This is a genomic window from Neptunomonas japonica DSM 18939 (assembly GCF_000422765.1).
Lineage (GTDB): Bacteria > Pseudomonadota > Gammaproteobacteria > Pseudomonadales > Balneatricaceae > Neptunomonas > Neptunomonas japonica.
Map to the genome: position 1 here is coordinate 55020 of NZ_AUGR01000005.1, position 25451 is coordinate 80470.

General features: G+C 44.3%; 25 protein-coding genes and 1 pseudogene. 16 read left to right on the plus strand and 10 right to left on the minus strand.

What is annotated here, in order from left to right:
- Positions 1-279: 279 nt before the first annotated feature.
- Positions 280-456 (minus strand): hypothetical protein, encoded by a 177-nt coding sequence (locus G511_RS24485; RefSeq protein WP_090729403.1) that lies wholly within the window; start codon positions 454-456, stop codon positions 280-282.
- Positions 457-777: 321 nt separating this feature from the next.
- Here G511_RS24485 and G511_RS0104455 point away from each other — a divergent pair, with 321 nt between their 5' ends.
- Complete coding sequence (locus G511_RS0104455; protein WP_028468567.1) at positions 778-987, plus strand: cold-shock protein; 210 nt, start codon at positions 778-780, stop codon at positions 985-987.
- Positions 988-1170: 183 nt separating this feature from the next.
- Here G511_RS0104455 and efpL read toward each other — a convergent pair whose 3' ends face one another.
- Positions 1171-1737 carry an elongation factor P-like protein EfpL gene (gene efpL / locus G511_RS0104460; protein ID WP_028468568.1) on the minus strand — a complete coding sequence of 189 codons (567 nt, stop codon included), beginning with the start codon at positions 1735-1737 and terminating at the stop codon, positions 1171-1173.
- Positions 1738-1885: 148 nt separating this feature from the next.
- Between efpL and G511_RS0104465 the strand changes: the two genes are divergently transcribed.
- From G511_RS0104465 to G511_RS0104500, 8 genes and pseudogenes are all read left to right on the plus strand, one after another.
- On the plus strand, positions 1886-2521 hold the full coding sequence (locus G511_RS0104465) for a glutathione S-transferase family protein (protein ID WP_084629008.1): 636 nt from the start codon (positions 1886-1888) through the stop codon (positions 2519-2521).
- 238 nt (positions 2522-2759) lie between these two features.
- Positions 2760-3989, plus strand: coding sequence for a hydrolase (locus G511_RS0104470; RefSeq protein ID WP_028468570.1), 1230 nt, complete (start codon positions 2760-2762; stop codon positions 3987-3989).
- Entirely contained in the window at positions 3990-5003 is a 1014-nt protein-coding gene (astA, locus tag G511_RS0104475; protein ID WP_028468571.1) for an arginine N-succinyltransferase, read from the plus strand.
- 23 nt (positions 5004-5026) lie between these two features.
- Positions 5027-6055: an arginine N-succinyltransferase gene (gene astA / locus G511_RS0104480; protein WP_028468572.1), complete on the plus strand. Its 1029-nt coding sequence runs from the start codon at positions 5027-5029 to the stop codon at positions 6053-6055.
- Between the two features lies 1 nt (position 6056).
- Positions 6057-7526: a succinylglutamate-semialdehyde dehydrogenase gene (gene astD / locus G511_RS0104485; protein WP_028468573.1), complete on the plus strand. Its 1470-nt coding sequence runs from the start codon at positions 6057-6059 to the stop codon at positions 7524-7526.
- Positions 7527-7543: 17 nt separating this feature from the next.
- Positions 7544-8890, plus strand: coding sequence for an N-succinylarginine dihydrolase (gene astB, locus G511_RS0104490; RefSeq protein ID WP_036551257.1), 1347 nt, complete (start codon positions 7544-7546; stop codon positions 8888-8890).
- Between the two features lie 977 nt (positions 8891-9867).
- Positions 9868-9963, plus strand: a pseudogene (locus G511_RS24915) (hypothetical protein); the annotation flags it as partial.
- A 61-nt stretch (positions 9964-10024) separates the two neighbouring features.
- Positions 10025-11146, plus strand: a complete 1122-nt coding sequence (locus G511_RS0104500) for a helix-turn-helix transcriptional regulator (protein WP_028468576.1) — start codon at positions 10025-10027, stop codon at positions 11144-11146.
- Between the two features lie 159 nt (positions 11147-11305).
- On the opposite strand, the gene G511_RS0104505 is transcribed toward G511_RS0104500, so the two are convergent.
- The 5 genes from G511_RS0104505 to G511_RS0104525 all read right to left on the minus strand — a co-directional run bounded on the left by G511_RS0104505 (position 11306) and on the right by G511_RS0104525 (position 16954).
- Positions 11306-11920: a hypothetical protein gene (locus G511_RS0104505; RefSeq protein WP_028468577.1), complete on the minus strand. Its 615-nt coding sequence runs from the start codon at positions 11918-11920 to the stop codon at positions 11306-11308.
- Positions 11917-13317 carry a hypothetical protein gene (locus G511_RS0104510; RefSeq protein ID WP_028468578.1) on the minus strand — a complete coding sequence of 467 codons (1401 nt, stop codon included), beginning with the start codon at positions 13315-13317 and terminating at the stop codon, positions 11917-11919. Before G511_RS0104510 ends, G511_RS0104505 begins: the two co-directional genes overlap by 4 nt.
- A gap of 31 nt (positions 13318-13348) precedes the next feature.
- Positions 13349-14191 (minus strand): hypothetical protein, encoded by an 843-nt coding sequence (locus G511_RS0104515; protein WP_028468579.1) that lies wholly within the window; start codon positions 14189-14191, stop codon positions 13349-13351.
- Between the two features lie 300 nt (positions 14192-14491).
- The gene (locus G511_RS0104520; protein WP_028468580.1) at positions 14492-15403 is read right to left on the minus strand and encodes a PEP-CTERM sorting domain-containing protein; all 912 of its coding nucleotides are present in this window, start codon (positions 15401-15403) and stop codon (positions 14492-14494) included.
- A 615-nt stretch (positions 15404-16018) separates the two neighbouring features.
- Positions 16019-16954, minus strand: coding sequence for a LysR substrate-binding domain-containing protein (locus G511_RS0104525; protein ID WP_028468581.1), 936 nt, complete (start codon positions 16952-16954; stop codon positions 16019-16021).
- A 128-nt stretch (positions 16955-17082) separates the two neighbouring features.
- Here G511_RS0104525 and G511_RS0104530 point away from each other — a divergent pair, with 128 nt between their 5' ends.
- The 7 genes from G511_RS0104530 to G511_RS0104560 all read left to right on the plus strand — a co-directional run bounded on the left by G511_RS0104530 (position 17083) and on the right by G511_RS0104560 (position 23359).
- The gene (locus tag G511_RS0104530; RefSeq protein WP_028468582.1) at positions 17083-17646 is read left to right on the plus strand and encodes a TRAP transporter small permease; all 564 of its coding nucleotides are present in this window, start codon (positions 17083-17085) and stop codon (positions 17644-17646) included.
- Positions 17639-18937, plus strand: a complete 1299-nt coding sequence (locus G511_RS0104535) for a TRAP transporter large permease (protein ID WP_028468583.1) — start codon at positions 17639-17641, stop codon at positions 18935-18937. Before G511_RS0104530 ends, G511_RS0104535 begins: the two co-directional genes overlap by 8 nt.
- A gap of 39 nt (positions 18938-18976) precedes the next feature.
- Positions 18977-19975, plus strand: a complete 999-nt coding sequence (dctP, locus tag G511_RS0104540; protein ID WP_028468584.1) for a TRAP transporter substrate-binding protein DctP — start codon at positions 18977-18979, stop codon at positions 19973-19975.
- A gap of 115 nt (positions 19976-20090) precedes the next feature.
- On the plus strand, positions 20091-21215 hold the full coding sequence (locus G511_RS0104545; RefSeq protein WP_028468585.1) for an NAD(P)/FAD-dependent oxidoreductase: 1125 nt from the start codon (positions 20091-20093) through the stop codon (positions 21213-21215).
- Positions 21193-21573: a (2Fe-2S)-binding protein gene (locus G511_RS21780; protein WP_051221548.1), complete on the plus strand. Its 381-nt coding sequence runs from the start codon at positions 21193-21195 to the stop codon at positions 21571-21573. The genes G511_RS0104545 and G511_RS21780 overlap by 23 nt, the downstream gene beginning before the upstream one ends.
- Positions 21570-22958, plus strand: coding sequence for an FAD-dependent oxidoreductase (locus G511_RS0104555; protein ID WP_028468586.1), 1389 nt, complete (start codon positions 21570-21572; stop codon positions 22956-22958). Before G511_RS21780 ends, G511_RS0104555 begins: the two co-directional genes overlap by 4 nt.
- Before the next feature lie 44 nt (positions 22959-23002).
- Positions 23003-23359: a RidA family protein gene (locus tag G511_RS0104560; protein WP_028468587.1), complete on the plus strand. Its 357-nt coding sequence runs from the start codon at positions 23003-23005 to the stop codon at positions 23357-23359.
- A 23-nt stretch (positions 23360-23382) separates the two neighbouring features.
- Here the strand turns inward: G511_RS0104560 and G511_RS0104565 are convergent, their stop codons facing one another.
- From G511_RS0104565 to folE2, 3 genes are all read right to left on the minus strand, one after another.
- Positions 23383-23877, minus strand: coding sequence for an Lrp/AsnC family transcriptional regulator (locus G511_RS0104565; protein ID WP_028468588.1), 495 nt, complete (start codon positions 23875-23877; stop codon positions 23383-23385).
- A 152-nt stretch (positions 23878-24029) separates the two neighbouring features.
- Positions 24030-24437, minus strand: a complete 408-nt coding sequence (hisI, locus tag G511_RS0104570; RefSeq protein ID WP_028468589.1) for a phosphoribosyl-AMP cyclohydrolase — start codon at positions 24435-24437, stop codon at positions 24030-24032.
- 40 nt (positions 24438-24477) lie between these two features.
- A complete protein-coding gene (gene folE2 / locus G511_RS0104575; protein ID WP_028468590.1) occupies positions 24478-25383 on the minus strand; it encodes a GTP cyclohydrolase FolE2 in 906 nt (301 codons plus the stop codon).
- Positions 25384-25451 lie beyond the last annotated feature (68 nt).

Genomic DNA, 25451 nt, shown 5'->3' on the forward strand with positions numbered 1-25451 from the left:
CTTAACTTTAAGATTGTGAGTTACCTAATAACACTCCGATCTATCCAAGCAAGCTCATACTCTGTATGGGCTTTTTTTTGTTTTGCTAATAGCAAAAAATATTCTGTAAGATTTAACCGGGTTAAACAAACTGCTTTTTTACACACCTGCTATAGGGGGAGGTATAGATAAGAATTAAAACAGAAGGGATATTTTCGAAAAGTAATTATAAAACAAAGGTACGGGCCGCACGCCTTTGGGAATAAAGCTTCCTTCAACGCGTAACGAGCCCATCATATATTACTTGTCTGCAGGTTTTCCTAAAACAATCTGACGAGGTCCGGCAAGATTCTGCTGCCCGGTAACACCGCTAGCGATTTGCTGAATCTGACCACCAGCCCGAAGGAAAGCAGCTGTTTGTTCTTCAATAGAGTCATGTGTTTCTGTTGCTGCTTTTTTCTTAGGCTTGGCTGCCATAGTAGAGAGTCCTGTTGAAATTATATGTATAGCGAGTATATCAGTTTTACACGCAATAAGCTTTGGCCAAACTACCACAGAAGAACATAGTAGCTTTTTGTGGTGTGATTTACCCTCAATTTAATTGCTTGTAAGTTGCTTGTATCTATAACACTAGTTGTGTATTGTGAAACTGATGTAGTTGATTTAGTAGCTCTTAAAATTTTTCCTCATAGGGATTTTTTAGCAGCAACTCCTAATTAATTACATGCAAGAACAACCGGCTTTGAAGACAAGATGTTTTCCCGGTTTTTAACTTACTTTTTATGAGAAATATTGAATATGTCCGACAAGCAGACGGGAACAGTTAAGTGGTTCAACGATGAGAAAGGTTTTGGTTTCATTGAGCGTGAAAATGGCAAAGATCTTTTTGCTCACTTCCGTTCGATCATCGGAGAAGGCCGCAAAACTCTTCACGAAGGACAGACTGTTCGTTTCGTAGAAGTACAGGGCGAAAAAGGCCCACAAGCTGACCAGATCGAAGCTGTATAAAGAACTTCTTCGGCATTGCTCAATAACTTTGGTTATATAACAGTGCTGAGGCTATATTGAGAGCAGATAATTAACCTTACTGCTTTCAATTTGCTGATCTGAGTAAAGCCCGAAAAGCCTGCATTTATGTAGGCTTTCGTCGTTCTGGGCTTTTACTGTATGAATTCACTCCTACTACCAACATCAGGCACGCGAAACAAACTTACCCGTTTCCGTATTAACCTTTATTTGCTCACCCTCTTTTATATATTCTGGCACCTGCAACTCATATCCGTTGACGCACTTTGCAGGCTTGGTTCTCCCCGTAGCGCTGGCAGCTTGTGTTCCGGGCATGCACTGCGCAACTAACAATTCCACCATTATTGGTATTTCAATTGCGATCAACTGCTCATCTACCAACATGGCATTAATGCCGACCAAACCATCGCTAAGAAAAGGCAACTGCTCACTAATAGTCTCTTTATCTACGCTATATTGGCTATAGTCTTCCTGATCCATAAAGGTATAAATGTTATCTTCTCGATAGAGCAAAGATACCTGACACCTCTCAAGAGCCACAGAAGTAACGACATCATCTCCGGTGAAAGTTTCTTCACGCTTACCGCCCTGAGGCAACTGATTAAAGCGCACTTTATACAGTGTCTGAGCGCCTCTTGATGATGGACTACGCACATCAATATGTAGAACTCGATATAGCGTTCCACTGATATCTACAACATGACCTTTTCTAAGTTCTGAAGCTCTTGGCATGATTTTAACCAGCTCATAAAAAGGCATTATTGTAGGGGAACATAAGCACACTTCACAGACCGAATAGTCAGTAATCACTTATACAGAAGCCAGAAAAACTATCTTTATGTATAATATTTCCTGATAGAAAATCGACAGGAGACAGCTTATCTATACACTATATTGGGATCGCGGAGGCGCTAATATGGCGACTCATGCTCTTTTGGAAGAGCTTGGTGTTGACTATCAGCTTGTAGAGATTGACCTCACCCGCCAGATGCAAAAAACGCCTGAATACCTAGCCATTAATCCAAATGGAAAGGTACCTACCCTATTGCATAATGACAATATCGTTTATGAATCAGCTGCCATTCTTATATACCTACTAGACCAACACCCTGAGTCAGGCCTAGCTCCTGTTACAACGTCACCTCAGCGGGGCCGTTATTATCAATCACTATTATGGATGTCGAACACACTACAAGAGGCAGCCAACCGCTGGGCACATCCCGAGCAATACTGTGATGACCAAGCAGGCCAAGACTCCCTAAAAACAAAAGCATCTCAAGAGCTTGAGCGTTGCTGGCACGTTATAGAAAATGACTTAGACAAAGCTGGCCCCTGGATGCTCGGAGACACCTTAAACGGTGCGGACTTTCATTTATTCATGATTGCCTACTGGAGCCGACGTTACGAAAGCCGAGCACAAGACTTCCCAAAGCTCGAGCAACTGCTGAAAAACCTTCTTAAACGCAACTCTATTCAAGCAATGCTAAAACAAGAAGGCCTCTCGTTTAATCTTTGATAAATAATGAAAACACTGTAAACACCAAACGCGGTTGTTGCTAATCAGCCGCGCTATCATGTTTTAGCTGCTTATTCTAACGTGAGTTTTATAGCAGCAACCACTTCCCCTTTCTTGCCATACAACTTTGCTAACAGAGTAAATACTCCTTAAAAAATCTGAAAATCAGGTCGCATACTCAACAGATTCTTTTAAAGTTTTCACCAATAATGGTCAAATCAGATAAAAGGACTCACACATGGCTCACGATTACACACAATGGCTGGATTGGATCGATTCACAGCAAGATGAAATGCTACACAAAACCATTGAACTCGCCCTGATAAACTCCGGCTCACTCAATACTGCTGGCGTGAATCATGTTCGTGAGAAACTAGCACAATACTTTGCCCCCCTTGGCGGAAAAGCCGAAGTTATTCCTGTGGCTCCTTTCGAGTTCGTTAATGCTGCAGGAGAAGTGTCCCAAGCGCCACTAGGGGATGCTCTACGTATTAGAAAACGTCCTGAAGCGCCACTGCAGATTTTTTTCTGTGGCCATATGGATACCGTGTTCCCTGTAGACTCTACCTTTCAAGATATTACCTGGTTAGACGACAACACTCTCAATGGTCCCGGTGTCGCAGATTTAAAAGGTGGCTTAATAGTGATGCTTAAAGCTATTGAAGCATTAGAGCGCAGCCCGTGGGCAGATAATATTGGCTGGGAGATTTTATTCAACCCAGATGAAGAGATAGGCTCACCAGGCTCCGCTCCCTTAATTGCTGATGCGGCAACGCGTGTTGACCTTGGTATGATCTATGAGCCTTGCATGCCAGATGGAACACTGGCGGGTGCTCGTAAAGGCAGCGGTAATTTCAGTATTGTTGTACGTGGCAAAGCAGCCCATGCAGGGCGTGAACACCACCTTGGGCGCAATGCGATCCGAGCTATGTGTGATTTCATCTCACGCTTAGACGACCTCAACGGACAACGAGAAGGCGTAACAATTAATCCTGGCTTTATTGAAGGCGGTGGTGCCGTCAATGTGGTCCCTGATCTGTGCTTGTCACGTTTTAATATACGCTTAGAACGCCCAGAAGATGAAGCATGGTGCACACACCACATAGAACAATTGCTAATAGACCTCAATCAACGCGACGGTATTAATGCCACACTGCACGGCGGCTTTGGTCGCAAGCCAAAAGTTCTCAGTGGCGCTAACCAAAAACTCTTTGAACTCGCTAAAGAGTGCGGTGCAGATTTAGGCATGCGCATTAATTGGGTTGCTACCGGCGGTTGTTGTGATGGTAATAACTTGGCAGCAGCAGGCATTCCTAATATCGACACCTTGGGTGTGCAGGGTGGGAAAATCCATTCAAGTGATGAGTTTATGTTTGTAAGTAGCTTATCTGAACGCGCCCGCTTGAGTGCCTTGCTATTAATGAAGCTAGCTAGTGCCGATGACCTTAGTTGGCTGAAGGAGCAATAGATGCTGTTAATCCGCCCTCTGACATTTGCCGATCTACAAGGATTAGAACGCTTAGCGGTTATTTCTGGTGGCCGCATGACGACACTGCCAGCCAACCGTGATCATTTAAATGAGCTAATCAACCGCACTCGACAGTCATTACGTAAAGAAGTGACTCAATACTCTGATGAGAGTTACCACTTTGTCTTGGAAGAGCAAACCAATGGTGAGATAGTGGGCGTCTGTGGTATTGATGCAAGCGTGGGTATGAATACCCCCTTTTATAGTTACCGCGTTGATGAAGTCGTACATGCCTCTAGCGAGTTACAGATCCATAACCGCATTCCTGCATTACATTTGTGCCAAGATTACACAGGCTCAGCGAGGCTCTGCACACTATTTCTCGATAAAGCCTACAGCACTGAAGAGAACCTAAACTTACTCTCCCGCTCACGCATGTTGTTCATGGCTCAGCACCCAGAGCGCTTTGCACACAAGTTAATTGCCGAACTACAAGGTGTTGCTGACAGTGAAAATCGTTCTCCTTTTTGGGAATGTCTGGGCCGACACTTTTTCAATATGGATTTTACTAAAGCTAACTACCTCACAGGTATTAACTCTAAAGGCTTTATTGCTGATCTCATGCCTCATTACCCAGTGTATGTACCATTACTGAGCGATGAAGCACAAGCATCGCTAGGGCAACCTCGTCCAGATATGGTCGATGTTAAAAACCTCTTGGAAGAAGAAGGTTTTAACTACAGACGCTATGTTGATATTTTTGATGCTGGCCCAACACTCGAGGCCCGCACTCAAGATATCCGCACAGTAGCTCAAAGCAAAAGAAGCACTATCAACATTAGTAGTGGCTCGTCATCAGAAAAACAGGTCAACGTATTGATCAGTAATACAGAACGGGAAAACTTTCGTTGCCTAGTAGTCAAACTTGACCCTCAGCAACCCGAAATAACGGCTGAAGTAGCGAGTTTATTGCACCTCAGCAATGGCGATAACATTCGTATTATTAGCCTTTAACCCGCACAGGAGATAGTTTAATTATGATGGTAGTCCGCCCTATTCAGGCAAATGACCATGAGGCACTGCGCGAGCTAGGACGCAAAACCGGGCCTGGCTTTACATCATTACAAGATAATGATGAGCAAGTCGCCACAAAGCTTGAGGCTGGCTTGGCTGCATTTACAGCAGGAAGTGTTCCCGTTGAAGCCCTATACCTGTTTGTTATGGAAGACACGGAGACACAAGAAGTTGTCGGTATCTGCGGTATAGAATCAGCCGTAGGCTTGTCTGACCCTTGGTATAATTATCGAGTCGGCACGATGGTACATGCCTCACGAGAGCTCGACGTTTATAACCAAATTAGCACTCTGACGATTACCAATGACCACACCGGTTACTCTGAGCTGTGCACATTATTTTTAACGCCTGAAGCACGTCATAGCAAGCAAGGCTCACTGCTATCTAAATCTCGCTTTATGTTTTTGGCAGAATTCCCACAACGTTTTAACGAGCACCTCATTGCCGAGATGCGCGGTTACTCAGATGAGAGTGGCGTATCTCCTTTTTGGGAAGGCCTGGGCCGGCATTTCTTTTCTCTGGATTTTGCAGAAGCCGATAAGATCTCTTCAATGGACAAAGTTTTCATTGCGGAGCTAATGCCTAAAAACACCATTTATACGAACCTTTTATCAAAGGATGCACAAGAATCCATTGGTAAAACCCATGAAGCAACTACACCAGCACGCCGCCTTTTAGAAAATGAGGGGCTGCGATACACAGGCTATATCGATATTTTTGATGGTGGCCCAACGCTTGAAGCACGTGTCAACGATATTCGTGCAATCCAAGAAAGCCAATACGTAAAAGTTCATATCGCTGACATCCCATCCGATGGTGAAACTTACCTAATCAGCACCACTGAGTTTTCACAGTTTCGCTGCTGTATGTCACCTATCAGCCGCGCTGGTAAAAACGTAATAACGATAACGCCCGACGTGGCCTCTGCACTGAATGTTATTGAGGGTACCACCGTTCGCATTGTTCCGCTGTCCTCAGGAAGGAGATTTTAAAATGAGCACATCACTTTTTATTAACAGCCAATGGTTAGCAGGCCAAGGCACAAGCTTTAACTCGGTTAATCCGGCTAACGGAGAAACTATCTGGTCTGGCTCTTCTGCTAATCCCGAACAAGTGATCTCTGCTGTCGCAGCCGCTCGTGCCGCGAGTACTGAATGGGCAAACTTAAGCTTTGAGAAGCGCTGCGAACAAGTACGTCGTTATGCAGAACAACTTAGCGAAAATAAAATGCTATTGGCTCGCACCATTGCAGAAGAAACCGGCAAACCATTTTGGGAAACCCAAACTGAAGCCGCTGCTGTTATTGGTAAAGTAGAAATTTCTATCAAGGCAGCCCTTGAACGTACCGGAGAGCGCAGTAGTGATATGGCTGGCGCAACAGCGGTACTTCGCCATAAACCACATGGTGTTGTGGCTATCTTTGGCCCCTACAATTTCCCTGCACACTTGCCCAATGGTCATATAGTTCCGGCTTTATTAGCAGGCAACACCGTTGTTTTCAAGCCAAGCGAACTTACCCCAAAAGTAGCTGAACTAATGGTATCCCTGTGGGAGAAATCAGGTTTACCTAGCGGCGTGATTAACCTAGTACAAGGGGAGAAAGAAACAGGCATCGCTCTGGCGGCCAACCCTGAAATTGATGGCCTATTCTTCACCGGCAGCTCACGTACTGGCCATCTGCTGCATGAACAATTCGCAGGCCATCCGGGTAAAATTTTGGCTCTGGAAATGGGTGGAAACAACCCACTAATCATTGACGAAATCAGTGATATTAAAGCCGCCGTTCACGAAACCATCCAATCTGCTTATATCACGTCTGGGCAGCGCTGCACTTGCGCACGTCGCTTATTTGTACCGTTAAACGACACGGGCGATCAGTTCATAGAACAGCTGAAAGCCGCCGTCAGTAAAATTAAAGTGGGCGGTCAGTTTGATGAACCCGCCCCCTTCATGGGAAGCCTCATATCAGAAGCCGCTGCCGATGGTATGGTTACAGCACAGCAACAACTGCTTGATATGGGCGCGACATCTTTACTTAAACTAGAAAAAATCAAAGCCGGTACTGGTTTGGTTTCTCCAGGTTTAATTGATGTCACAGCCGTTACAGACATGCCAGATGAAGAGCACTTTGGCCCCTTACTAAAAATCATTCGCTACACAGAGTTTGATGATGCTATCCGCCAAGCCAACGCTACTCAGTTTGGTTTGTCCGCCGGTCTATTCAGCGACAATCAAGCCAATTTCGATCACTTTTACCGACATATTCGTGCCGGTATCGTTAACTGGAACAAACAGTTAACAGGTGCCAGTAGCGCGGCTCCTTTTGGTGGCATCGGAGCCAGTGGTAATCACCGTGCTAGTGCTTATTATGCCGCAGATTATTGTGCTTACCCGGTTGCAGGCATTGAAGCAGAGCAGCTGTCGATGCCAGCAACACTATCCCCTGGCCTAACACTCAACTAAGCCGCATGGAGATTAAGATGACACCCACTACAAACGCGGTAGAAGCTAATTTTGATGGGCTAGTCGGGCCTACTCATAACTACGCTGGCCTGTCATTTGGTAACGTTGCTTCGCAGAGCCACTCTGCGCAAGCATCAAATCCCAAACAAGCGGCGCTGCAAGGCTTAGCCAAAATGAAGGCCCTGCACGATGCGGGTATGACTCAGGGAGTACTTGCACCGCAAGAGCGTCCTGACCTTAATACGCTACGCCGCCTTGGCTTTACCGGTAGTGATACTAATGTTCTGCAAGCAGCCGGTAAACAAGCACCTAAAATTTTGGCAGCCTGCTGCTCAGCCTCTAGCATGTGGACAGCCAATGCTGCCACCGTATCACCCAGTGCCGACACAGCTGATGGCAAAGTACATTTCACACCCGCAAACCTAACCAATAAATTCCATCGATCAATTGAGCATGAAGTAACAGGGCGAATTCTTAAAGCGACTTTCAGTGATGAGCGCTATTTTTCTCACCACCAAGCATTACCAGGTGTTGAGCACTTCGGTGATGAAGGTGCAGCAAACCACACGCGCTTCTGCCATGAGTATGGCCAAGCCGGTGTAGAGTTCTTCGTGTATGGGCGCTATGCATTTGATAGCAGTAAACCTGCACCAACTCGCTACCCTGCCCGCCATACCTACGAGGCATCTGAAGCCGTAGCTCGTTTGCACGGCTTGCAAGATAAAGGGGTAGTTTATGCACAACAAAACCCGGATGTGATTGATAAAGGCGTATTTCATAACGACGTTATCGCTGTAGGTAACCGCGACCTCATGTTCTGTCATCAGGAAGCATTTCTGAACCAGCCCGAAGTACTTAAACAGCTCACTGCATCAATGAACAACCAGTTCAATATTATCGAAGTCCCGAGCGCACGCGTTTCTGTTGAGGATGCTGTAAAAAGCTATCTATTCAACAGCCAGCTACTTTCAATCAATGGAAAAACCGTCATTGTTATTCCTGAAGAATGCCAAAAAACACCCGCTGTTTGGGATTACCTAACAGAGCTGCGTGATGGTGATTCCGCTATCAGTGAGTTGAAAGTGTTCGATCTAAAACAGAGCATGAGCAACGGTGGTGGGCCAGCATGCCTGCGTTTACGCGTAGTGCTCAATGAGCAAGAACAAGCGGCCTGCAACCCAAATACACTGATGAGTGAAGCACTTTATAGCCGCTTAACTCAATGGGTTAATCTACATTATCGCGACCGTATCTCTGAAGCCGACTTAGCTGACCCTCAGCTATTACTAGAATCCCGCAGTGCATTAGATGCCTTGACTCAAATTCTACACCTAGGCTCGGTGTACCCTTTCCAGCGAGCATAAGCTTGCTGGAAGTCTCTTATTAGTTATTGCTCTTCTGTCGCCGGGTGAAAGCCCGGTTTTTTTTGTTTAAAATCCCTTCATCCTAATAATCTCTTGCAACCTAGAACCCCGTATCTACCCTTAAATACAGATTCAAATTACCAAGCAACCACAAATGTTGTTAATTCATAGGGTTTTAAATCAGCGGTTTATCGTCATTGACTTCATGTGGCCGTTCATAATTGTAAAGCCATACAACTTATTGCATAGTCTTGAACGTCCTTCCGAGCCTCGAATAGATGCTTACTAACCCAGCTATTGAGACCTTCGTTCATATGGAATGTGAAACCTACAATGGCCTCGTTGAAAACATATATGATGCCTCAATAGAGCCGGAAAAATGACAAAATGTTGTGATTGATATTGGCATGCATTTGCATCTCCCGTTACCGGCCTTTTTGTCCAAATCAAAAATCAGGAATATGGTGGAGATATATTTGAAGGGCTTGAGCAAAGTATACTCGCTCAATATGAACGCGAATTTGCGGCTATTAATCCTTGGTTTTTAACACCTGACCTGCTGCGCCCGGCCAAATTATCAGTGGCCGTACCCTGGAATTACTCAATGGCGATGATAAGTATTTTGTGAATAACGATTATTATCAGTGCTTTTTTAAACCACTGGATTTTCGGCATTCAATGGGCATTAATCTGATAGATAGTCGAAGTAATCACCTTAACTCTACTTTCATTCGATCTGCTAAAGACGGATATTATAAGAACTCTGAAATTAATATTTTTCAGTCATTATCGCGATATCTTATGAAAGCTGTTGAGCTAAATTCATACATGGATGGCCTGAAAGAAAGACTATCTACGAACGATTTAATTCTTGATGCTTTAAACTTGGGTGTCATTGTTTTAGGTCACACTGGCGGTATCGAGCATATGAACATCTATGCCCGAAATCTGATAGACCAAGATAAGGCTTTTCTGTCAAACAAGTGGCCGAGGTTATGGCTATAACGAAGGAAACGGCGCGGTGGTATTCCAAACAGGTTATGAGTAAGCTTGATGTGAACAAGCCAGTCTAGATTAATCATCAAAATCATGCGTGATATATCAGTTATTAATGTGTAAGGAGGCTAAGCTCACATGGAACGTGAAACCTACAATGCCCTCGTTGATAATATATATGACGCAGCACTTAATCCTGATTTATGGCGTAGTGCGGTATCTAGCATAAGAACCGCCTTCAATTCTGAAGCGGCAGGCTTTTTCATCGAAACAAAAAACAATCAACTTGTCGAAAATCACATTCTGGGTATTGATCCAGATGTAATGGGTATTTATGGCGCACACTATGCAGAAAAAAATCCGTGGTTTACTGTTCCTGGATTAATGAAGCCGGGTCGCGTTCTTACGGACTACTCACTTGAGGAACTTTACAAGGATAGAAAGGCATTTTCGAGTACTGATTTCTATCAGGGGTGGTGCAAAACATTGGATTTCAGACATCTCATGGGCGGCAACCTGATCGACATGAATGGTAATATGCTTAATTTCTCTTTCTTTCGATCTCACCATTCAGGGCATTACAGTGATAGAGAGATTTTAGAATATAGTAGTTTATGTCGTCACCTAGTGAGGGCGGCAGATGTGAATTTTCGGCTTGATAATTCAAACCTACAGACCGCCTTAACGGAAACTATTCTTGATACTTTGAAGATTGCAGTCGTTGCTCTTGGTGTGTCAGGTCGAATGGAATATATGAACGACTACGCGAGAAACCTTATTTATTCAAAAAATGGGTTGTTTGATCATAGATCAAGATTAAAGGCTGTCTCGGATAGCTGTAACAGAGCGTTGCTGCATTGTATTGATAGCGCTTATGCGCAAGAAAAATCATCGACTATAAAAATTAACAGAGAGCGAAAATCGCCCCTCACTATCACGATACTACCTTCGAGTGGTAATAAGGGCTTTTTAGGCGTGACATCCCGCTATGTCACTCTTCTTATTACCGACCCAGATGATAGGGAAATTGGGAATGCTGAATACCTTGAACATCGCTGGTCTTTAACGCCTCTAGAAGCCGAGTTCGGCTGTAATCTTCTTAAAGGCTTGTCGGTCAACCAAGTGGCCGAAGTTATGGGGCTGACCAAGGAGACGGCGCGGTGGTACTCTAAACAGGTTATGAGTAAGCTCGATGTGAATAGTCAGTCAGGTCTTATCATTAAGCTCATGCAAGACATATCATTTCTTGGTAAGCCGTAATATTCAACCAGAACAGGTGAACGGCAATTCCCCACCGATAAAGCCTGAACAGCTTCAAATATTTCAAGAGCGAAGTATCTACATGGAATTAGAAAAAGCTCCGTTGACTACGGAGCTTTTAGCAAAAGACATATCTATGGGACTTGTTAGTTTACCTCTCTAAAATTCGTATTCGATTTCAATGAGAACCATTTTGAGCTTATCCTTAAAGCTCTCTACAAGTTTTTTATCTCCTTCTGGAACATTTTGGGCTGATTGTAATAACCCTAACTGCTCGTCCACTTTTGCTCTATCTTCAGGCTTAAGCATTTCCAGCATACCAGGCGGCATCTGGGCCATAAAATCATCATAGGCAGTACGACTTGCCGTCGAATTTTCTGTGAAGTAAGCCAGCATTATACGGTCGCCAATTTGAGCCCAGTCATTGGCGCTTTTGAAACGATAAACAGGGTCGCTATTTTCCCCGCTATCGTGGGAATAGTTCGTTACGATGCCCGTAAACCTGTCATAAAATGCTGGGGAATTTTCCTGCATAATACGCACGTTTTCAAAAAAAACGGGCATGCTTTTGTTAGCCATTAATGTTCGATCAAATGTATAAAATGTTCGAACTCCGGCCACTTTCATTTCTTCGGATAAGTCATGTAGAACGTCACGGGAGCCAATAAAAGCGGCAACTTCACTCCGTTCTAACAACGTTTCTTTGGCAAAAGACACCTCAGGAAAGCTAACAAGCATGCAGACAAGTAATAATATTTTTTCTACCTTACTCATTTGTTGGTCCTTATCGCACGTATACCTAACGAGTAATAAAAAGTTAAGGGGGCCGTTTTATGAGATTTTATTGTTACGACATAATGCTTATCCTGACCCTCGGTCTTAACCTCAAAAGTTTCATGTATTTGTGAGGGCTCTCCCCTATATGGTTGCGAGCAGCCTTGCCGGTGACCTTTCAACGTTCCATTGTAATCGAGAGCGCATAACTCTTTAAAAAGCTTGGCAATTTCAAGACTTCCTTCGCCGTCAGAAGGGCAGCTATATGATAACGAATCTACGTTTTTCGAGGAAACTACACCCCGATAAGAGAAATCTTGATGAGTAGAGGCGATAGAAAATTTGCAGAGGCCACCCTCTTTGGTGAGGTTTAAATCTGACCCTACACTTACACCACCATGGGGGTGGATCGCTCCATTAAAACCATTAGCCATGAGTATGGAGCGTGCTTTCTCTATGCCAGTGAACAGGCTAACTCCTTGAATGTTAAAGTTTTTAACAACTTCCTCAACGTGCTCAACCCCACGATCAATAGGTGAGTATGAAATATCTTCAATGTCTTCAAACAGGCAGATATAGCCAAAACGCCCCTTAATCATCTTTAAATTTGAAAGCCCAAACCATGTTTCCTTCGCGGAACCAAGATCATGCATTTTTTCAGTATATTTCTGTACTTCATCGTTTATGGACTGATCGTTATACGCTTCTCCTGGTTGTAGCTTTGGGAACGTTTTGTTGACGTAATAAACGCCATCACATGACGCGGCATCAGCAACATTTCTACTGGTATCTCTAAGGTCTATTCTAATAAATACACTATCTTGCTGGTCGTTAATTATCTTAATATCTTTTCGAATCCCACTAAGCCTTCCTGTGATATTAGCCGTGCTATTCCTTATTTCTTCATATTCAGTGTCTGCGGTCATCTGAATGCTAGACTTTCCTGGCACCAAGCCTATTTGGGCAGAATATTTGTATTTTTTGTAGGCTTCTAAGTTCGTAAATTGTTCATATATATTCAGTTTCGCAGAAGCGCCGTCAAGGTTGCACCCCTTCCTAATCGACGCATCGTCACTTTTTTTACATAATTCGTCTAAAAACTGAATAACAAAGTTATTATGGCTTTCAACTCGACAATTATATTGAAGCATTCTTTTAGTGGTGCTTCTGTCAATAAGTACGCTGCAACCTTCTTTATCAAACGTTGCATATTTGGACACTGCATCAAAGGATCTGACCTTATAACCATTACCGGTCAAAATTGAGCGTGCCTGCTCCAGGTCCATAGAGAAGTTAACCCCTTGAATACTGACCGTTTTTATCGCTTTTGCAATCTGCTCGTTTGCATAGGTGAGGGGAGTGAGCGCTAATATTATTAATGTGATAAGAAATTTCACGGAATATCCTTATATATTGATTAGTTGTTTTTTATCGCTGCAGAATTTCGATGTCACTAAATAAGCAGGTGTGTTTGTTTCTGTTTTTAATAATTTCTATGTTGCTCAGACCGACTAAGGTTTTACCCGCTTGTTTTATTTCATGAACCTTTTCTTCTATTTCTTCTCGACCCATCAGGCCGGCTTGCCGTGAGCCCGGCGTGGTATTAAGGTAATAAGTTTCATGACATTTTAACTTCACCTCATCCGACGCATTCGAATTTCTGTGAAGCTGAACCAGCATCGATATTAGTGGCTCTTTATGCCCTTCAACTTTGAGCGGCATAAACCGAACTCGATGCAATGAACCTATCACTTTGGCTGTTCCATCGTCATCTTTAGGTACAGCGAACCCATCTGCTCTAATGCTTATTTTGCTAGAGGCGTAATGATTACGCGACAGATTAAATGCAGCAGAATATCGATAGCCCTCATGCTTTTGTTGATGTGTGAACGGTTTTATTGGGACGTTTGTCTCGCATTGTTTTTTTATCCGAGGGTCGCTTGACTCAATGCCGCAGAGCTTATCAAAAGCGTGTGTAATACCCTCATCATAATCTTGCTGATCACATCGATATGTTAGTATTCTTAAGGCAGGTTGATTAATATAATCAATGTAGCAAGCGTCTTTTTTTAAAGAGAGGGTGTTAGGGGCATTACTATGGCCTAGAACCGGTTTATAACCGTTTTGTGTCAGTATTGAACGTGCTTTATCTGAATCCGTGAAAATATTAATTCCTTGAATTTCAATCGTTTTGATAGCCTCGGCTATCTGCTCATTTGCATGAATGAAAGAGGTGATGGTTAGTAATATTAACGTTAGAAAAAATCTCATGGAGTATCCTTATATTGCGGAACTTACGAATTGAGCTTAAAGGTTTTTATCGGCTTTAAAGGAATAGATGAATATACCGCTTGGGGGCTGGTTTAGCTGAATCATCGAAATTTACGATACGTACGGGTTACGTTTAGCAAGGGTGTGAAGTCAACGCGAGGGCGATAATAGTCGAGGCAGGTGAAGCTCGACTATTATAGCGCATTGCCATGTATTGCTTTTCCTAGCGCGGTTTTCACCACGCCCATATTCTTATTATTACCGCGAAGCTTATACGCTAATCCGTGAAGGTGAACGATGTCATGAGGGCTGGCCTCTTTTTCGTCGAAAACCAATAAGTAATAAAAATGCTGTACTTACAAGTAATACAGATGATGGTTCAGGGACAAAATTTACTTGTGAATTGCTCAAAAATGCGCCTGATCCTGATGTAAAAGATGCACCATTCAAATTAGTGAACTGAAAGGCGCTGGTGTTTAAGAAGTTTGATGAGCCTCCACCGATCGTCCCAGTGCGGGTACTGAGTTGGATGCCATACGTCTTGCTAGGGTCGGCAAGAAAGGAAGTTTGTTTGCTAAGATCAAAGTCAAATGTTTGCCCGCTGGTATTAACGATCAACTCATCGAAAAACCCCGATGGACTAAAGATATCAATAAAATCTTGTGAGCCTACCGCAAACTCAATGCGTAAATCAGCCACAAGTAATGCAAGTGGATTGGCATAGGTTATTGTTCCACCAGAGACTAACCAGGTATTCAGCCCTGTAATATCAAAAATAGAGACTTTGGCTTGTGCTGTGGATGCTCCTCCTGAGATTCCCGTACCGTCATTAGTAAGAGAGCCGTCAAAATTCAGTCCGAATGTGATGTTGGTAGGCAATCCGCCACTAGTTGAAAAATTGAGTGTGTCGAACATCTGAATTCGGGAAGCAATATTATTTGTTTCAGCCGATGTTGATGTCGCAACGCTACCGGTTTGTCCGGTAGACAAATCACCACGGACACGGATGTCACTGCCAACGTTAGACGGGAGTGCATTGGATACGCTGTTGTTCGTTGTTGTGAATTTAATGAGGGTGTTTTCAGAAGGAGTTGTTCTGTTTTCAAACTGGCGAACTTCAATCAGTGAGATGTCGTTTATTGGCATTGCCAGAGCGGAATGACTCATACTACCAAAAACCAGTATTGAAATAGCGGTTGTTACTTTAGTCATAATGAACTCTCTCATTAAAGTCGTGGTTTTAGTAATGAAGCGTGAAATACAGTTTTAGCGGTATTTGTAACTTCTCTAGCTTTACAGACAGAAAAATAAAAAGAACTCTAAACGACACAGTACTAAAAGCTTTTCTCCGTTTCCTGCTTTGCTGGAATTGTATTGGTTTCATGCGATTAAGTTACCTCCCATATGGGAGGTATAAGCAAATTTTTTTATCTTCATGCTCTTTATCACTATTGTCCTATTGAACATAACTTAGCCCAAGTGAACAGAGCGCTACCAAGAAAAAGGCGCTAGCGGTTCAACGACTATCAATTTGAATCTCAATCAGTTTGAGCCGCCCGACTTTAGATTCACAAAGGAGAATGCCAATCTTCATCTAACTGTACGATTGTGGCGTTCAGTATAGGCATTCTATTGTGGGTTACCGGACTGAATATATTTGATATGTATTTTGTTCTTCAACGCCTATGCTGAGAACTCGTGGCTAATAAACTCTGGACCATAGTACAGCGAATAACCTATGGCTTACCTAGCTACTCAATCAACTGAATAAAGATCGTATAACCCGTATTGAGGCAATGAAAAGCCTGCGTCTACCGCTAATCCTTTTTAACCCGATAGTTTTTCAAATAAACCATTACTGCTTTTATGAAGCATTTTCAGTTCTTTTCGTAGCAGCTGAACGAAAGACAAGGTTAACGCTGATTTAGTTTTGTGCGCAGGAAATATCAAGTTATAACGATAAGCGATGCGTGGTTCGAAGCGTTTTACCACTAAACCAAGCTTTTGATAATGTAGTGCCGTAATGGGTTCTACTAAAGAAACTCCTGCTCCAGATAAAACGAGCGCACACGCACTATAAGAGAGCTGTGTATCCATTAAGAGCTTGCGTTTAACACTTGCAGAATCAAATACACTATCAATTTTATGATGGATGCTTTGCTCAGTACCCAGAGATATAAAGCTCTCTCCTTCTAAGTCTTTCGGAACGATCACTTCTTTCTCTACAAGCGGATGACCTGTAGGAAGAATGCACACCAAGCGGCTTTCGGCCAAAGGCTCAACTTCAATCGCTACATCAGCCATAGGAATCGCAGAAACCACCCCTAAATCATACTGCTGGCTGGCCACCAAATCGGCTACTTGCTGAGTACTTCTCACCTGTAATGAAAAGGTGACATCGGGATACTCTTTTCCAAATAGCTGTGTAATTCTCGGAATAAAATCGATGGAAACAGCAGGCATAGAAGCAACCCGCAATGTACCTGTATGGCACTCACGCAAGTCATCAGCAGCACGTGCCAGTGTTTCCATTGAAACAAAAGAGCGCTCTACTTCTGCATAAAACACATGGGCCTCTGGTGTTGGAATCAAACGTTTTTTATGGCGTTCAAACATTTGCACCTCAACCATGCTCTCAAAATCACTCAACAAACGACTCACCGCAGGCTGCGATACACACAAAATATCCGCGGCGCCACTCGTGGTTCCACTAATCATGACGGCTCTAAATGCTTCTATTTGCCGGTAAGTTACACGTGCCATTACCTTCTCCACTTAATAACAAAATACTATCAAGTAATATAAATAAACGATTTGATGTTATTTAATCAAATCATCATCATTAAATAAAGCCGACACCTCAACTAGAAACATAAAAAAGAGAGGGACTGATGGAACAATTGTTTCGTTACCTACTGACCGCTTTAATCAGCACAGTAGCCGCCTGCCAATTCATACAAGTGATTACACGGTATGTCTTCGAAACGCCCATTATGGGATTAGAAGAAACGGCACTGATTCCAACAATCTGGCTGTATATCATGGGTAGTGTTAACGCCTCACGTGAAGACACCCAAATACGCGCAAACGTACTTGAAATTTTTCTCAAGACAGATAAAGCACGTGCTGTACTACAGGCTATTTCAGAGATTATCAGTATAGCAATTTCTATCTGGTTAACCTGGTGGGCTTGGCTGTACTTCAGCTACTCACTACGTGTTTGGAAAGGTACGCCAACGCTATATATCCCAACCTTCATTTATGAGTCTGCTCTTTTCCTTGGCTTGTTCATGATGACCGCATTCACGATATGGCACTTGATCCGCAATGTGCAGTTCTTGCTGGGCTACCGCACTAAACCAGATCATGAGATTGATCCGGACCTTCCAACTACCAACGAGGTAGAGGAGTTTCAGATGCTAGCTGACACACAAAAGGATAATAACAATGGTTGAGATCGCTATTCTGGCATTTGCCGTACTGGTCATTTTACTGACCATTGGAGTACCACTACCCTACTGTTTTGGTGCTGGACTCATCGTTATGACAACCGTAGGCGAAGCATCTATGCGCGGCATGATGCTGTGGGGCTTTAGCCAACTCACAAACCCCGTACTACTGGCGATTCCACTGTTCGTATTTGCCGGTACTATTATGAGTATCAGCGGCATTGCCGCTAGCTTACTCGATTTCGTTAACATCTTTATTGGTCGTATCCGCGGTGGACTGGGTGTGGTGGCAGCCATTAGCTGTGCCATTATCGGTGCCATTTCAGGTAGTGGGCTTACGGGTATTGCAGCCATCGGCCCTTTGTTGATTCCTGAAATGGAGCGCAAAGGTTACCCCCGCGCTTATGCAACAGCCTTGGTAGCTAACTCTTCCATTCTTGGACTATTGATTCCACCCAGCGTCACTATGATTGTTTATGGCTGGGTAACAGACACCTCAATCCTGGCATGCTTTCTGGCAACATTAGGCCCTGGGTTGTTAATAATGACTAACTTTTCCATTGTTAACATGGTGATGTCACGTAAATTTCCGTTGATTCTTGACGATCCAATGCCGATGAAACAATTGATGAGTGAGGCCAGTAAACGCACAGTTAACGCGGTTCCTGCTTTGCTAATGCCGGTCATAATTTTAGGTGGAATTTACGGCGGTATTATGACGCCAACTGAAGCAGCAGCCGTTGCTGTTATCTACTCATTGCCTGTCGGTTTCATGATCTACAAAGGACTGACCTTTAAAACCCTACTTGAATCCGGTAAAGAATCTGCCACTGCTGTCGGCGCTATTCTGATCATGATTTTATTCAGCCTAATGCTGAGTCAGATTTATGTAATGGAAGATATTCCACAAATGTTAGTCGATAAGATCTTTGAGATCACCGACGACAAAGTGCTGCTGCTAATACTCGTTAACTTATTCCTGTTCGCTATTGGCATGGTCGTAAACGATATCACAGCCATCATTCTTACAGCCCCACTATTGCTGCCATTGATGTCTGCCTTAGGTGTTAGTCCTATTCAATTCGCTGCCATCATGGGTGTTAACACAGCGATGGGGGGCGTTACACCACCGTATGCCAGCATCCTCTATTTAGGTGCTCGTATCGGTAAAGTTAAATTCACAGAAGTGGTTAAGCCAGCCATGCTGCTGATCCTCTTCGGATACATCCCAGTTGTAATACTGGTCTCAGTTTGGCCTGACCTGTCGGAATACTTTCCACGCGCGTTCGGTTATTAAAACAACATAAAAAAATCCAATGTCACTCGGGAGATAACAATGAAAAAAAACCTGATTAATAAGCTGGCCATGGCGGTCGCATTATCAGTATCACTCACAGCAACAGCTGAAGCTGTCACGCTAAAACTGTCACATGTTCGCCCACAAGCAACTGCCATCGATATGGATGCCAAACAATTTGCTAACGACATAAAAGCAGCAACAGATGGCAAGGTTAAGGTAAAAATCTATGCGGCTAGCGCACTAGGTGACTACACCGTTGTACAAGAGCGCGTAGGTTTGGGCGCAGTTGATATGGCGGTACAACCACCAGCATCAGGTGTTGATAAACGCTTTCAGGTTGTTTACATGCCTTACCTTGTGAAAACGTGGGATGACGCACAAAAAGTTTTTGCTAAAGGCTCTTCTATGCGCCAAACCGTTGCAGAACTTTATGATGCACAGAACATCACTGTTCTGGGTGCATGGCCGGTTTACTTCGGCGGCGTTTCTTTGAATAAAGAGATAGATAATGCAGCAGATCCTTCAGTAAACAAAGGTGCGAAGCTTCGCGTTCCACCTATCAAAACGTTCCAGCTAACCGCTGACAATATCGGCTTTATTGGCTCGCCTCTACCCTTCTCTGAAGCTTTCACAGCCGTACAAACCGGTGTTGTTGATGGTGTTATGGGATCGGGGGCTGAAGGTTATTACGCATCATTTCGTGATGTAACCAAGAGCTACCTGCCTATCAATACCCATTTTGAAATGTGGTACCTAATCATTAACAAAGACGTTTTCAATGAGTTAAATGATGATCAGCGCACCAAACTCACAAGCGCCGCTGATAAGTTTGAAGCGACACGGTGGGAAAATGCACGCGGTGATCAGGCTAAAAACGAACAACTACTAGAAAAAGCAGGTGCACATATTGTTCCTGTTAGCGAAGCGCAAATTGAAGCTCATGCAACCATTGTTCGCGAAAAAGTATGGCCTGAAATCATCAATGACATTGGCGCAGAGTGGGCACAAGGCGTTTTAGACGAAGCCTTGAAATAAGCCACTAAATATAGAAAGAGTAGATGTAAACCCTGCAACGAAGCCCTTGCAGTAATTTTTGTCTCATTGCCCGGCGAATATATGCCGGGCCTTTTTCCCTAATAAAGGACACGCCATGACGCAGTTTTCAACTGACAGCCAACGTAGAACAGATGTTTGCGTTCTGGGCGGCGGCATTGTCGGTCTGGCCGTCGCATTGGGTCTACAACGCAATGGACTGAGCGTAACTATTCTTGATGAAGGCGATATTGCATTGCGTGCTTCACGCGGCAATTTCGGCCTAGTCTGGGTGCAAGGTAAAGGCGATACATTACCTGAGTATGCGGCTATTTCACGTCTATCAGCAAAACTCTGGGCTAGTCATGCACAACGCCTAAAAGAAGCCACCGGGATTGATGTACAGCTGCAACAAAATGGCGGCTTGTTCTTATGTCTCAACGAAGAAGAGCTAAGGCAACGACATGCCATGCTAACTCGTATGCAAAAAGCAGTGGACGGCGACTATCCCTTTAAAACACTCGACCTACAACAACTTCGTGAATTTATCCCCGAAGCAGGCCCTGAAGTAGCAGGGGCAACATGGGGGCCAGAAGATGGCCATCTAAACCCGCTTTTATACTTACGCGCCATGACAGAACAGTTTCTACAGCGCGGCGGGATAATTGATAACTCAGGCAAGGTATCCAAAATAGAACCAACTGACTCCGGCTTCACGCTTTCATCAGATTCCGGACAATGGCATGGCGATCAAATAATATTAGCCGCCGGTTTGGGTAACCGTGATTTAGCCCCTCAAGTAGGTTTGTCTGCACCGTTAGTTCCTAACCGTGGCCAAGTACTTATCTGCGAACGTGTAAAGCCATTTCTAAATTACCCTACAGGCCATGTGAGACAGACCAACGAAGGCACTCTGCAATTAGGTGACTCAAAAGAAGATGTTGGTTTCGATTCTGGTACAACCTCAGACATTGTCGCAAAAATTGCACACAGAGCCAGCCAGATGTTCCCCCTCTTGCGTGATGTTCGCTTGATCCGCGCCTGGGGTGCGTTACGTGTTATGACTCCTGATGGCTACCCATTGTACGAAGCTTCCCAGCAGCACCCAGGAGCTTACCTCGTTACCTGCCACAGCGGTGTCACATTAGGCGCCTTACATGAAGGCCCTATTGCCGACTGGATCGCCAATGACCGAACTGAATTGCCTTTGGAGGTATTCAATGCCAAACGCTTTACCCTTTGAACGCCTACCTACCAACAATGCTGAGTGGGTGACTGTTTATATCGAAGGCCAGCCAGTCAAAGTACGCCAAGGTGATAGTGCTGCAGCAGCAGTTTTAGCCGCAGGATTGCAACCTAGCCGTACTACTGTGGTCAGCGGTAGCGGTCGCACACCCTACTGCCTCATGGGTGTTTGTTTTGAATGCTTACTCCAAATTGACGGTGTAGAAAATGTACAGGGTTGCATGACACCCGCTCGCGAAGGAATGCAGATAATGAGTCAGAAACAAGCGAGGCAACTGAACGACTCAAACCCTAGTACCTTAAAACCTGATGATCTAAAAAATAGCCACATTAAAAAAGAGGGCACGGTCGTATGAACACTCCCGAATATGATCTAGTCATTATCGGGGCAGGCCCTGCAGGAATGTCTGCTGCAACAACAGCCTCATCTCATGGTTTAAAAGTCGCTATTTTAGATGAACAGACAGCGCCTGGCGGACAAATTTACCGCTCCATTAGCAGCCCCGCTATCGCTGACGAAAGCATTCTAGGCGCTGATTATTACCATGGCCGGGCATTATTATCAGCGATGCGCTATGCCGGGGTTGATTACTTCCCTAGTAGCAGCGTATGGACGGTTTCATCCGAGCTATTTATCAGCTTTAGCCGGGAGGGAAAAAGTAGCAAGATTCAAGCTAAAAAGCTGTTGATCGCTACCGGTGCTCAAGAGCGTCCTGTGCCCTTTTTAGGCTGGACATTGCCTGGTGTTATGACTTGCGGCGCGGCGCAAATCTTACTTAAAAGCAGCGGACTAACCCCAGCAGGCCCTCTCGTTTTGGCGGGTAGCGGGCCACTGCTGTTATTAATAGCGGCGCAGCTTAACAGAGCAGGTGTTGAGATTGAGGCCATTCTGGATACGACCCCAAAAGGACGTTACTTAAAGTCTATTCGGCATTTGCCCGGAGCTTTACGTAACTTACCCTTGCTCTTAAAAGGGCTGGGGCTACTCACCGAACTTAAGCGTGCCGGTATTCGTTATATCAACAATGCAGAACAGCTAAAAGCACTACCTGATGACACAGGCCTGCTAACCAAACTGCAATATAAAACCGATGAATCAACTGAAACACTCAACTGCAAGACACTACTAGTGCATCAAGGAGTTGTTCCTAATGTGCAGCTAACACGTGCTTTGCAATTAGAGCACCAGTGGGATGAGCTACAACAGTGCTGGAAACCTACACTCGATAGCTGGGGAGAAAGTAGCCAAACCGGGATTTTTGTAGCAGGTGATTCAAGTGGCATTGCAGGCGCACGTGCCGCTGAGTATATGGGCGAATTAACAGCACAGCGTATCGCGCAACAACTCGATAAATTATCTCAAGAAACGTTACTGCTACAAACAGCCAAAACAGGCAGGTTACTTCAGCAACAACAGGCAATACGCCCTTTTCTTGATGCGATGTACCAACCGGCAGATGAATTTTTAAAGCCTTCGGACGAAACATTAGTGTGTCGTTGTGAGGAAGTAACCGCAGGTCAGATACGCAGCATGGTGGCACAAGGTTGCACAGGGCCCAACCAAACCAAAGCCTTTAGCCGAGCAGGTATGGGGCCCTGCCAAGGACGCCTTTGCGGATTAACAGTGGCTCAAATTATCGCTGATGAGAGACAAGTTCCCGTCAGTGAGGTGGGTTATTACCAGATACGCACCCCCATTAAACCGCTCACTATTGGTGAACTGGCAGATTTGGCGGAATAAAAGTTCAATACCCATCACTAACCAACTTACAGGTAGTAAAAGAGATGTCGATTACCCGATATGAAACCGCCGCGCGTATGAGCCGTGCTGTTGTACACAACGATATTGTTTACCTTTGTGGGCAAGTAGCAGAAGATCGTTCAACAGATATTACTGAGCAAACACAAACTATGCTGGCAAAAGTTGCCTCTCTACTTGAGACTGTCGGTAGCTCAAAAGACAACATTCTGTCAGCCACTATCTACTTAAAAGATATGAACTTATTTGCCCAAATGAACAGCGTTTGGGATGCATGGGTTGAAGAAGGCAAAGCGCCGGCGAGAGCTTGCGTGGAAGCGCGTATGGCTAGCCCTGAATTATTGGTCGAAATTTCTGTTATTGCCGCAATAAGCAAAGCGTAAAACAACAGATGAGATGAAGCCCGTTATGCTTTAACAGGCTTTATCTCATCCAGTAATTGCTCTAATGGGTAGCCCTTAAAAGGCTTACCCGTTTCCAATACAACATGGCTACTGATATTCACTTGACCAGGCAGTAGATCCAGCAAACGGTCATTAATGGCATTATAGCGCTGCATATCAGGAGCGATAATGCGTAGAAAGAAATCAAATGCACCACTCACTGTATAGCACTCCACCACTTCAGGAATCTCATCTGCAGCATGACGAAATAGCTTAAAGGCTTCGGTACTTTGGTCTTTTAAACTGACTGTTGCGATAACCGTCACACTGCGACACAAAGAAGGCAGATCTAAAACGGCCATGTAGGCATCAATTAAGCCTTCGTCTTCTAGCTTTTTCACACGATTTAAACAAGAACTCGGCGACAAACCGACACGATCAGCCAGATCTTGATTAGTAATACGTGCGCTTTGCTGAAGTACCGAAAGGATCTTACGATTAATACGATCAAGAGTCATGAGCTAGCCTAGTTCTTCTTATTTACTCTGCAGATATAGTCCATGATAGCGGCTAGTTAAGGGATATTCACTAATTACTATTACCTAGCTTATGAATACCAAAGCAGGATTGAGTGAGTACTAATGGATGCTTAGCTCACTCAATACATACGTCATTGCGGCGCGCTGATAACCACTATTTGATCGCTCTGAATGGAGTTGTAAAAACAGTTTGCTCGGCCAGTATGGCAAGCAGGACCTTGCTGCTCGATGCGCAACAGAATAGCATCACCATCACAGTCTAAACGGGCTTCTATCAGAGATTGACGGTGGCCGCTGGTCTCACCTTTTCGCCATAACTGCTGACGTGAACGAGACCAATAACACACCCTATTTGTTGCTAGGGTTTCTTCTAGTGCAGTACGATTCATCCACGCCAACATCAGCACTTCACCAGTGTCATGCTGTTGAGCAATAGCTGCAACTAAACCATCACTATTCCATGGAATGGCATCCAACACAGCAGCTAATGAACGCGTTTGACCTACCTCAGCCTGTTCCAATTGCATCCAGATATTCATCGATTAGGCGCAGCCATGAGAGCCTCAATTCTGTACTTGATCATTTCTGGCTCCCCCAGTTCCACGCGCTTTCAGCAACAGCATCATGGGCATGTAGACTTTCCATGTGCGCAATGCGCAAATGAAAACCTTGAATACAGGTATCCTCTAGTAGAGCTTGATGAATGCGGCGAGCAGCATCTTCACAGAACATAGTATTTTGTCCATTAGCCAAAGCAAACGCCTGCTCATCAACCCGCTTCACTGCTGTTTGCAGAGCAGTACCAAGAGCTGATTCAACGCGATCAAGCAGTACAAGCAAGGGAAATTCTGTATTATTATTCTCCGCTAAATGTACTGTCAGTGTAGCTGTACTGCGCTGGCTATGGGGTGTCGCTACAATACCTTGCGAGCTTCCGAGCCAGTCGTGCAGCTCTGCATATTGTAAGTCTTTTCCAGCAAAATCCTTATTAAATTGTTTTTGTATCAACTGGCGAGCAAGCGCCGCTGAACAAGGGCACGTTGAGGAATAACCAATGTCTAATTTCACTGTTATACGAGTATCTTGACCACTGCGAATTGCGTTTACTTCAAAGGGGTAAGCCTTCCAACCAGCAAGTTGACTCAGCAATGCCGGACGTTTAAACAATACATCACCCTTAATACTTAGATGTGCAGCTGTGGATAGGTCAGAATGACTATCGAGAAAGCAGTCAAGCACTTCATTGAGTAGCGGGATGGTCAACTCTTGATCTTCAAGCGCTTCTAATGCCAAGTAGAGGCGTGACATATGAATACCCCGAGCCTTTGACTTGTCAAGACTGACACCTGCATCTACATATGCATTTAACGGCTGACCAGCAAGCCTAATTGGTAAAGCAATTCCTTGCATACCAACCAATTTGAGGGGGGTGTCTTGATAAGAGTTAAGTTGGCTGGCGACATCAGGTAATGCGAGGGAATTCATCTAAAATACAACCTTTATATAAATGTTATAACATAACATTTATATAAAAATCACCCTACTTTGTCAAT

Excerpts from the sequence above, each read along its gene's own strand:
- G511_RS0104505 (WP_028468577.1), bottom strand. The coding sequence starts at position 11,920 with ATGAGTAAGGTAGAAAAAATATTATTACTTGTCTGCATGCTTGTTAGC.
- G511_RS24485 (WP_090729403.1), bottom strand. The coding sequence starts at position 456 with ATGGCAGCCAAGCCTAAGAAAAAAGCAGCAACAGAAACACATGACTCT.
- G511_RS0104565 (WP_028468588.1), bottom strand. The coding sequence starts at position 23,877 with ATGACTCTTGATCGTATTAATCGTAAGATCCTTTCGGTACTTCAGCAA.
- G511_RS21780 (WP_051221548.1), top strand. The coding sequence starts at position 21,193 with ATGCCAAACGCTTTACCCTTTGAACGCCTACCTACCAACAATGCTGAG.
- G511_RS0104535 (WP_028468583.1), top strand. The coding sequence starts at position 17,639 with ATGGTTGAGATCGCTATTCTGGCATTTGCCGTACTGGTCATTTTACTG.
- G511_RS0104545 (WP_028468585.1), top strand. The coding sequence starts at position 20,091 with ATGACGCAGTTTTCAACTGACAGCCAACGTAGAACAGATGTTTGCGTT.
- G511_RS0104525 (WP_028468581.1), bottom strand. The coding sequence starts at position 16,954 with ATGGCACGTGTAACTTACCGGCAAATAGAAGCATTTAGAGCCGTCATG.
- G511_RS0104555 (WP_028468586.1), top strand. The coding sequence starts at position 21,570 with ATGAACACTCCCGAATATGATCTAGTCATTATCGGGGCAGGCCCTGCA.
- folE2 (WP_028468590.1), bottom strand. The coding sequence starts at position 25,383 with ATGAATTCCCTCGCATTACCTGATGTCGCCAGCCAACTTAACTCTTAT.
- astA (WP_028468571.1), top strand. The coding sequence starts at position 3,990 with ATGCTGTTAATCCGCCCTCTGACATTTGCCGATCTACAAGGATTAGAA.
- astD (WP_028468573.1), top strand. The coding sequence starts at position 6,057 with ATGAGCACATCACTTTTTATTAACAGCCAATGGTTAGCAGGCCAAGGC.
- G511_RS0104500 (WP_028468576.1), top strand. The coding sequence starts at position 10,025 with ATGGAACGTGAAACCTACAATGCCCTCGTTGATAATATATATGACGCA.
- astA (WP_028468572.1), top strand. The coding sequence starts at position 5,027 with ATGATGGTAGTCCGCCCTATTCAGGCAAATGACCATGAGGCACTGCGC.
- astB (WP_036551257.1), top strand. The coding sequence starts at position 7,544 with ATGACACCCACTACAAACGCGGTAGAAGCTAATTTTGATGGGCTAGTC.
- dctP (WP_028468584.1), top strand. The coding sequence starts at position 18,977 with ATGAAAAAAAACCTGATTAATAAGCTGGCCATGGCGGTCGCATTATCA.
- G511_RS0104520 (WP_028468580.1), bottom strand. The coding sequence starts at position 15,403 with ATGACTAAAGTAACAACCGCTATTTCAATACTGGTTTTTGGTAGTATG.
- efpL (WP_028468568.1), bottom strand. The coding sequence starts at position 1,737 with ATGCCAAGAGCTTCAGAACTTAGAAAAGGTCATGTTGTAGATATCAGT.
- G511_RS0104515 (WP_028468579.1), bottom strand. The coding sequence starts at position 14,191 with ATGAGATTTTTTCTAACGTTAATATTACTAACCATCACCTCTTTCATT.
- G511_RS0104470 (WP_028468570.1), top strand. The coding sequence starts at position 2,760 with ATGGCTCACGATTACACACAATGGCTGGATTGGATCGATTCACAGCAA.
- G511_RS0104530 (WP_028468582.1), top strand. The coding sequence starts at position 17,083 with ATGGAACAATTGTTTCGTTACCTACTGACCGCTTTAATCAGCACAGTA.
- hisI (WP_028468589.1), bottom strand. The coding sequence starts at position 24,437 with ATGAATATCTGGATGCAATTGGAACAGGCTGAGGTAGGTCAAACGCGT.
- G511_RS0104560 (WP_028468587.1), top strand. The coding sequence starts at position 23,003 with ATGTCGATTACCCGATATGAAACCGCCGCGCGTATGAGCCGTGCTGTT.
- G511_RS0104455 (WP_028468567.1), top strand. The coding sequence starts at position 778 with ATGTCCGACAAGCAGACGGGAACAGTTAAGTGGTTCAACGATGAGAAA.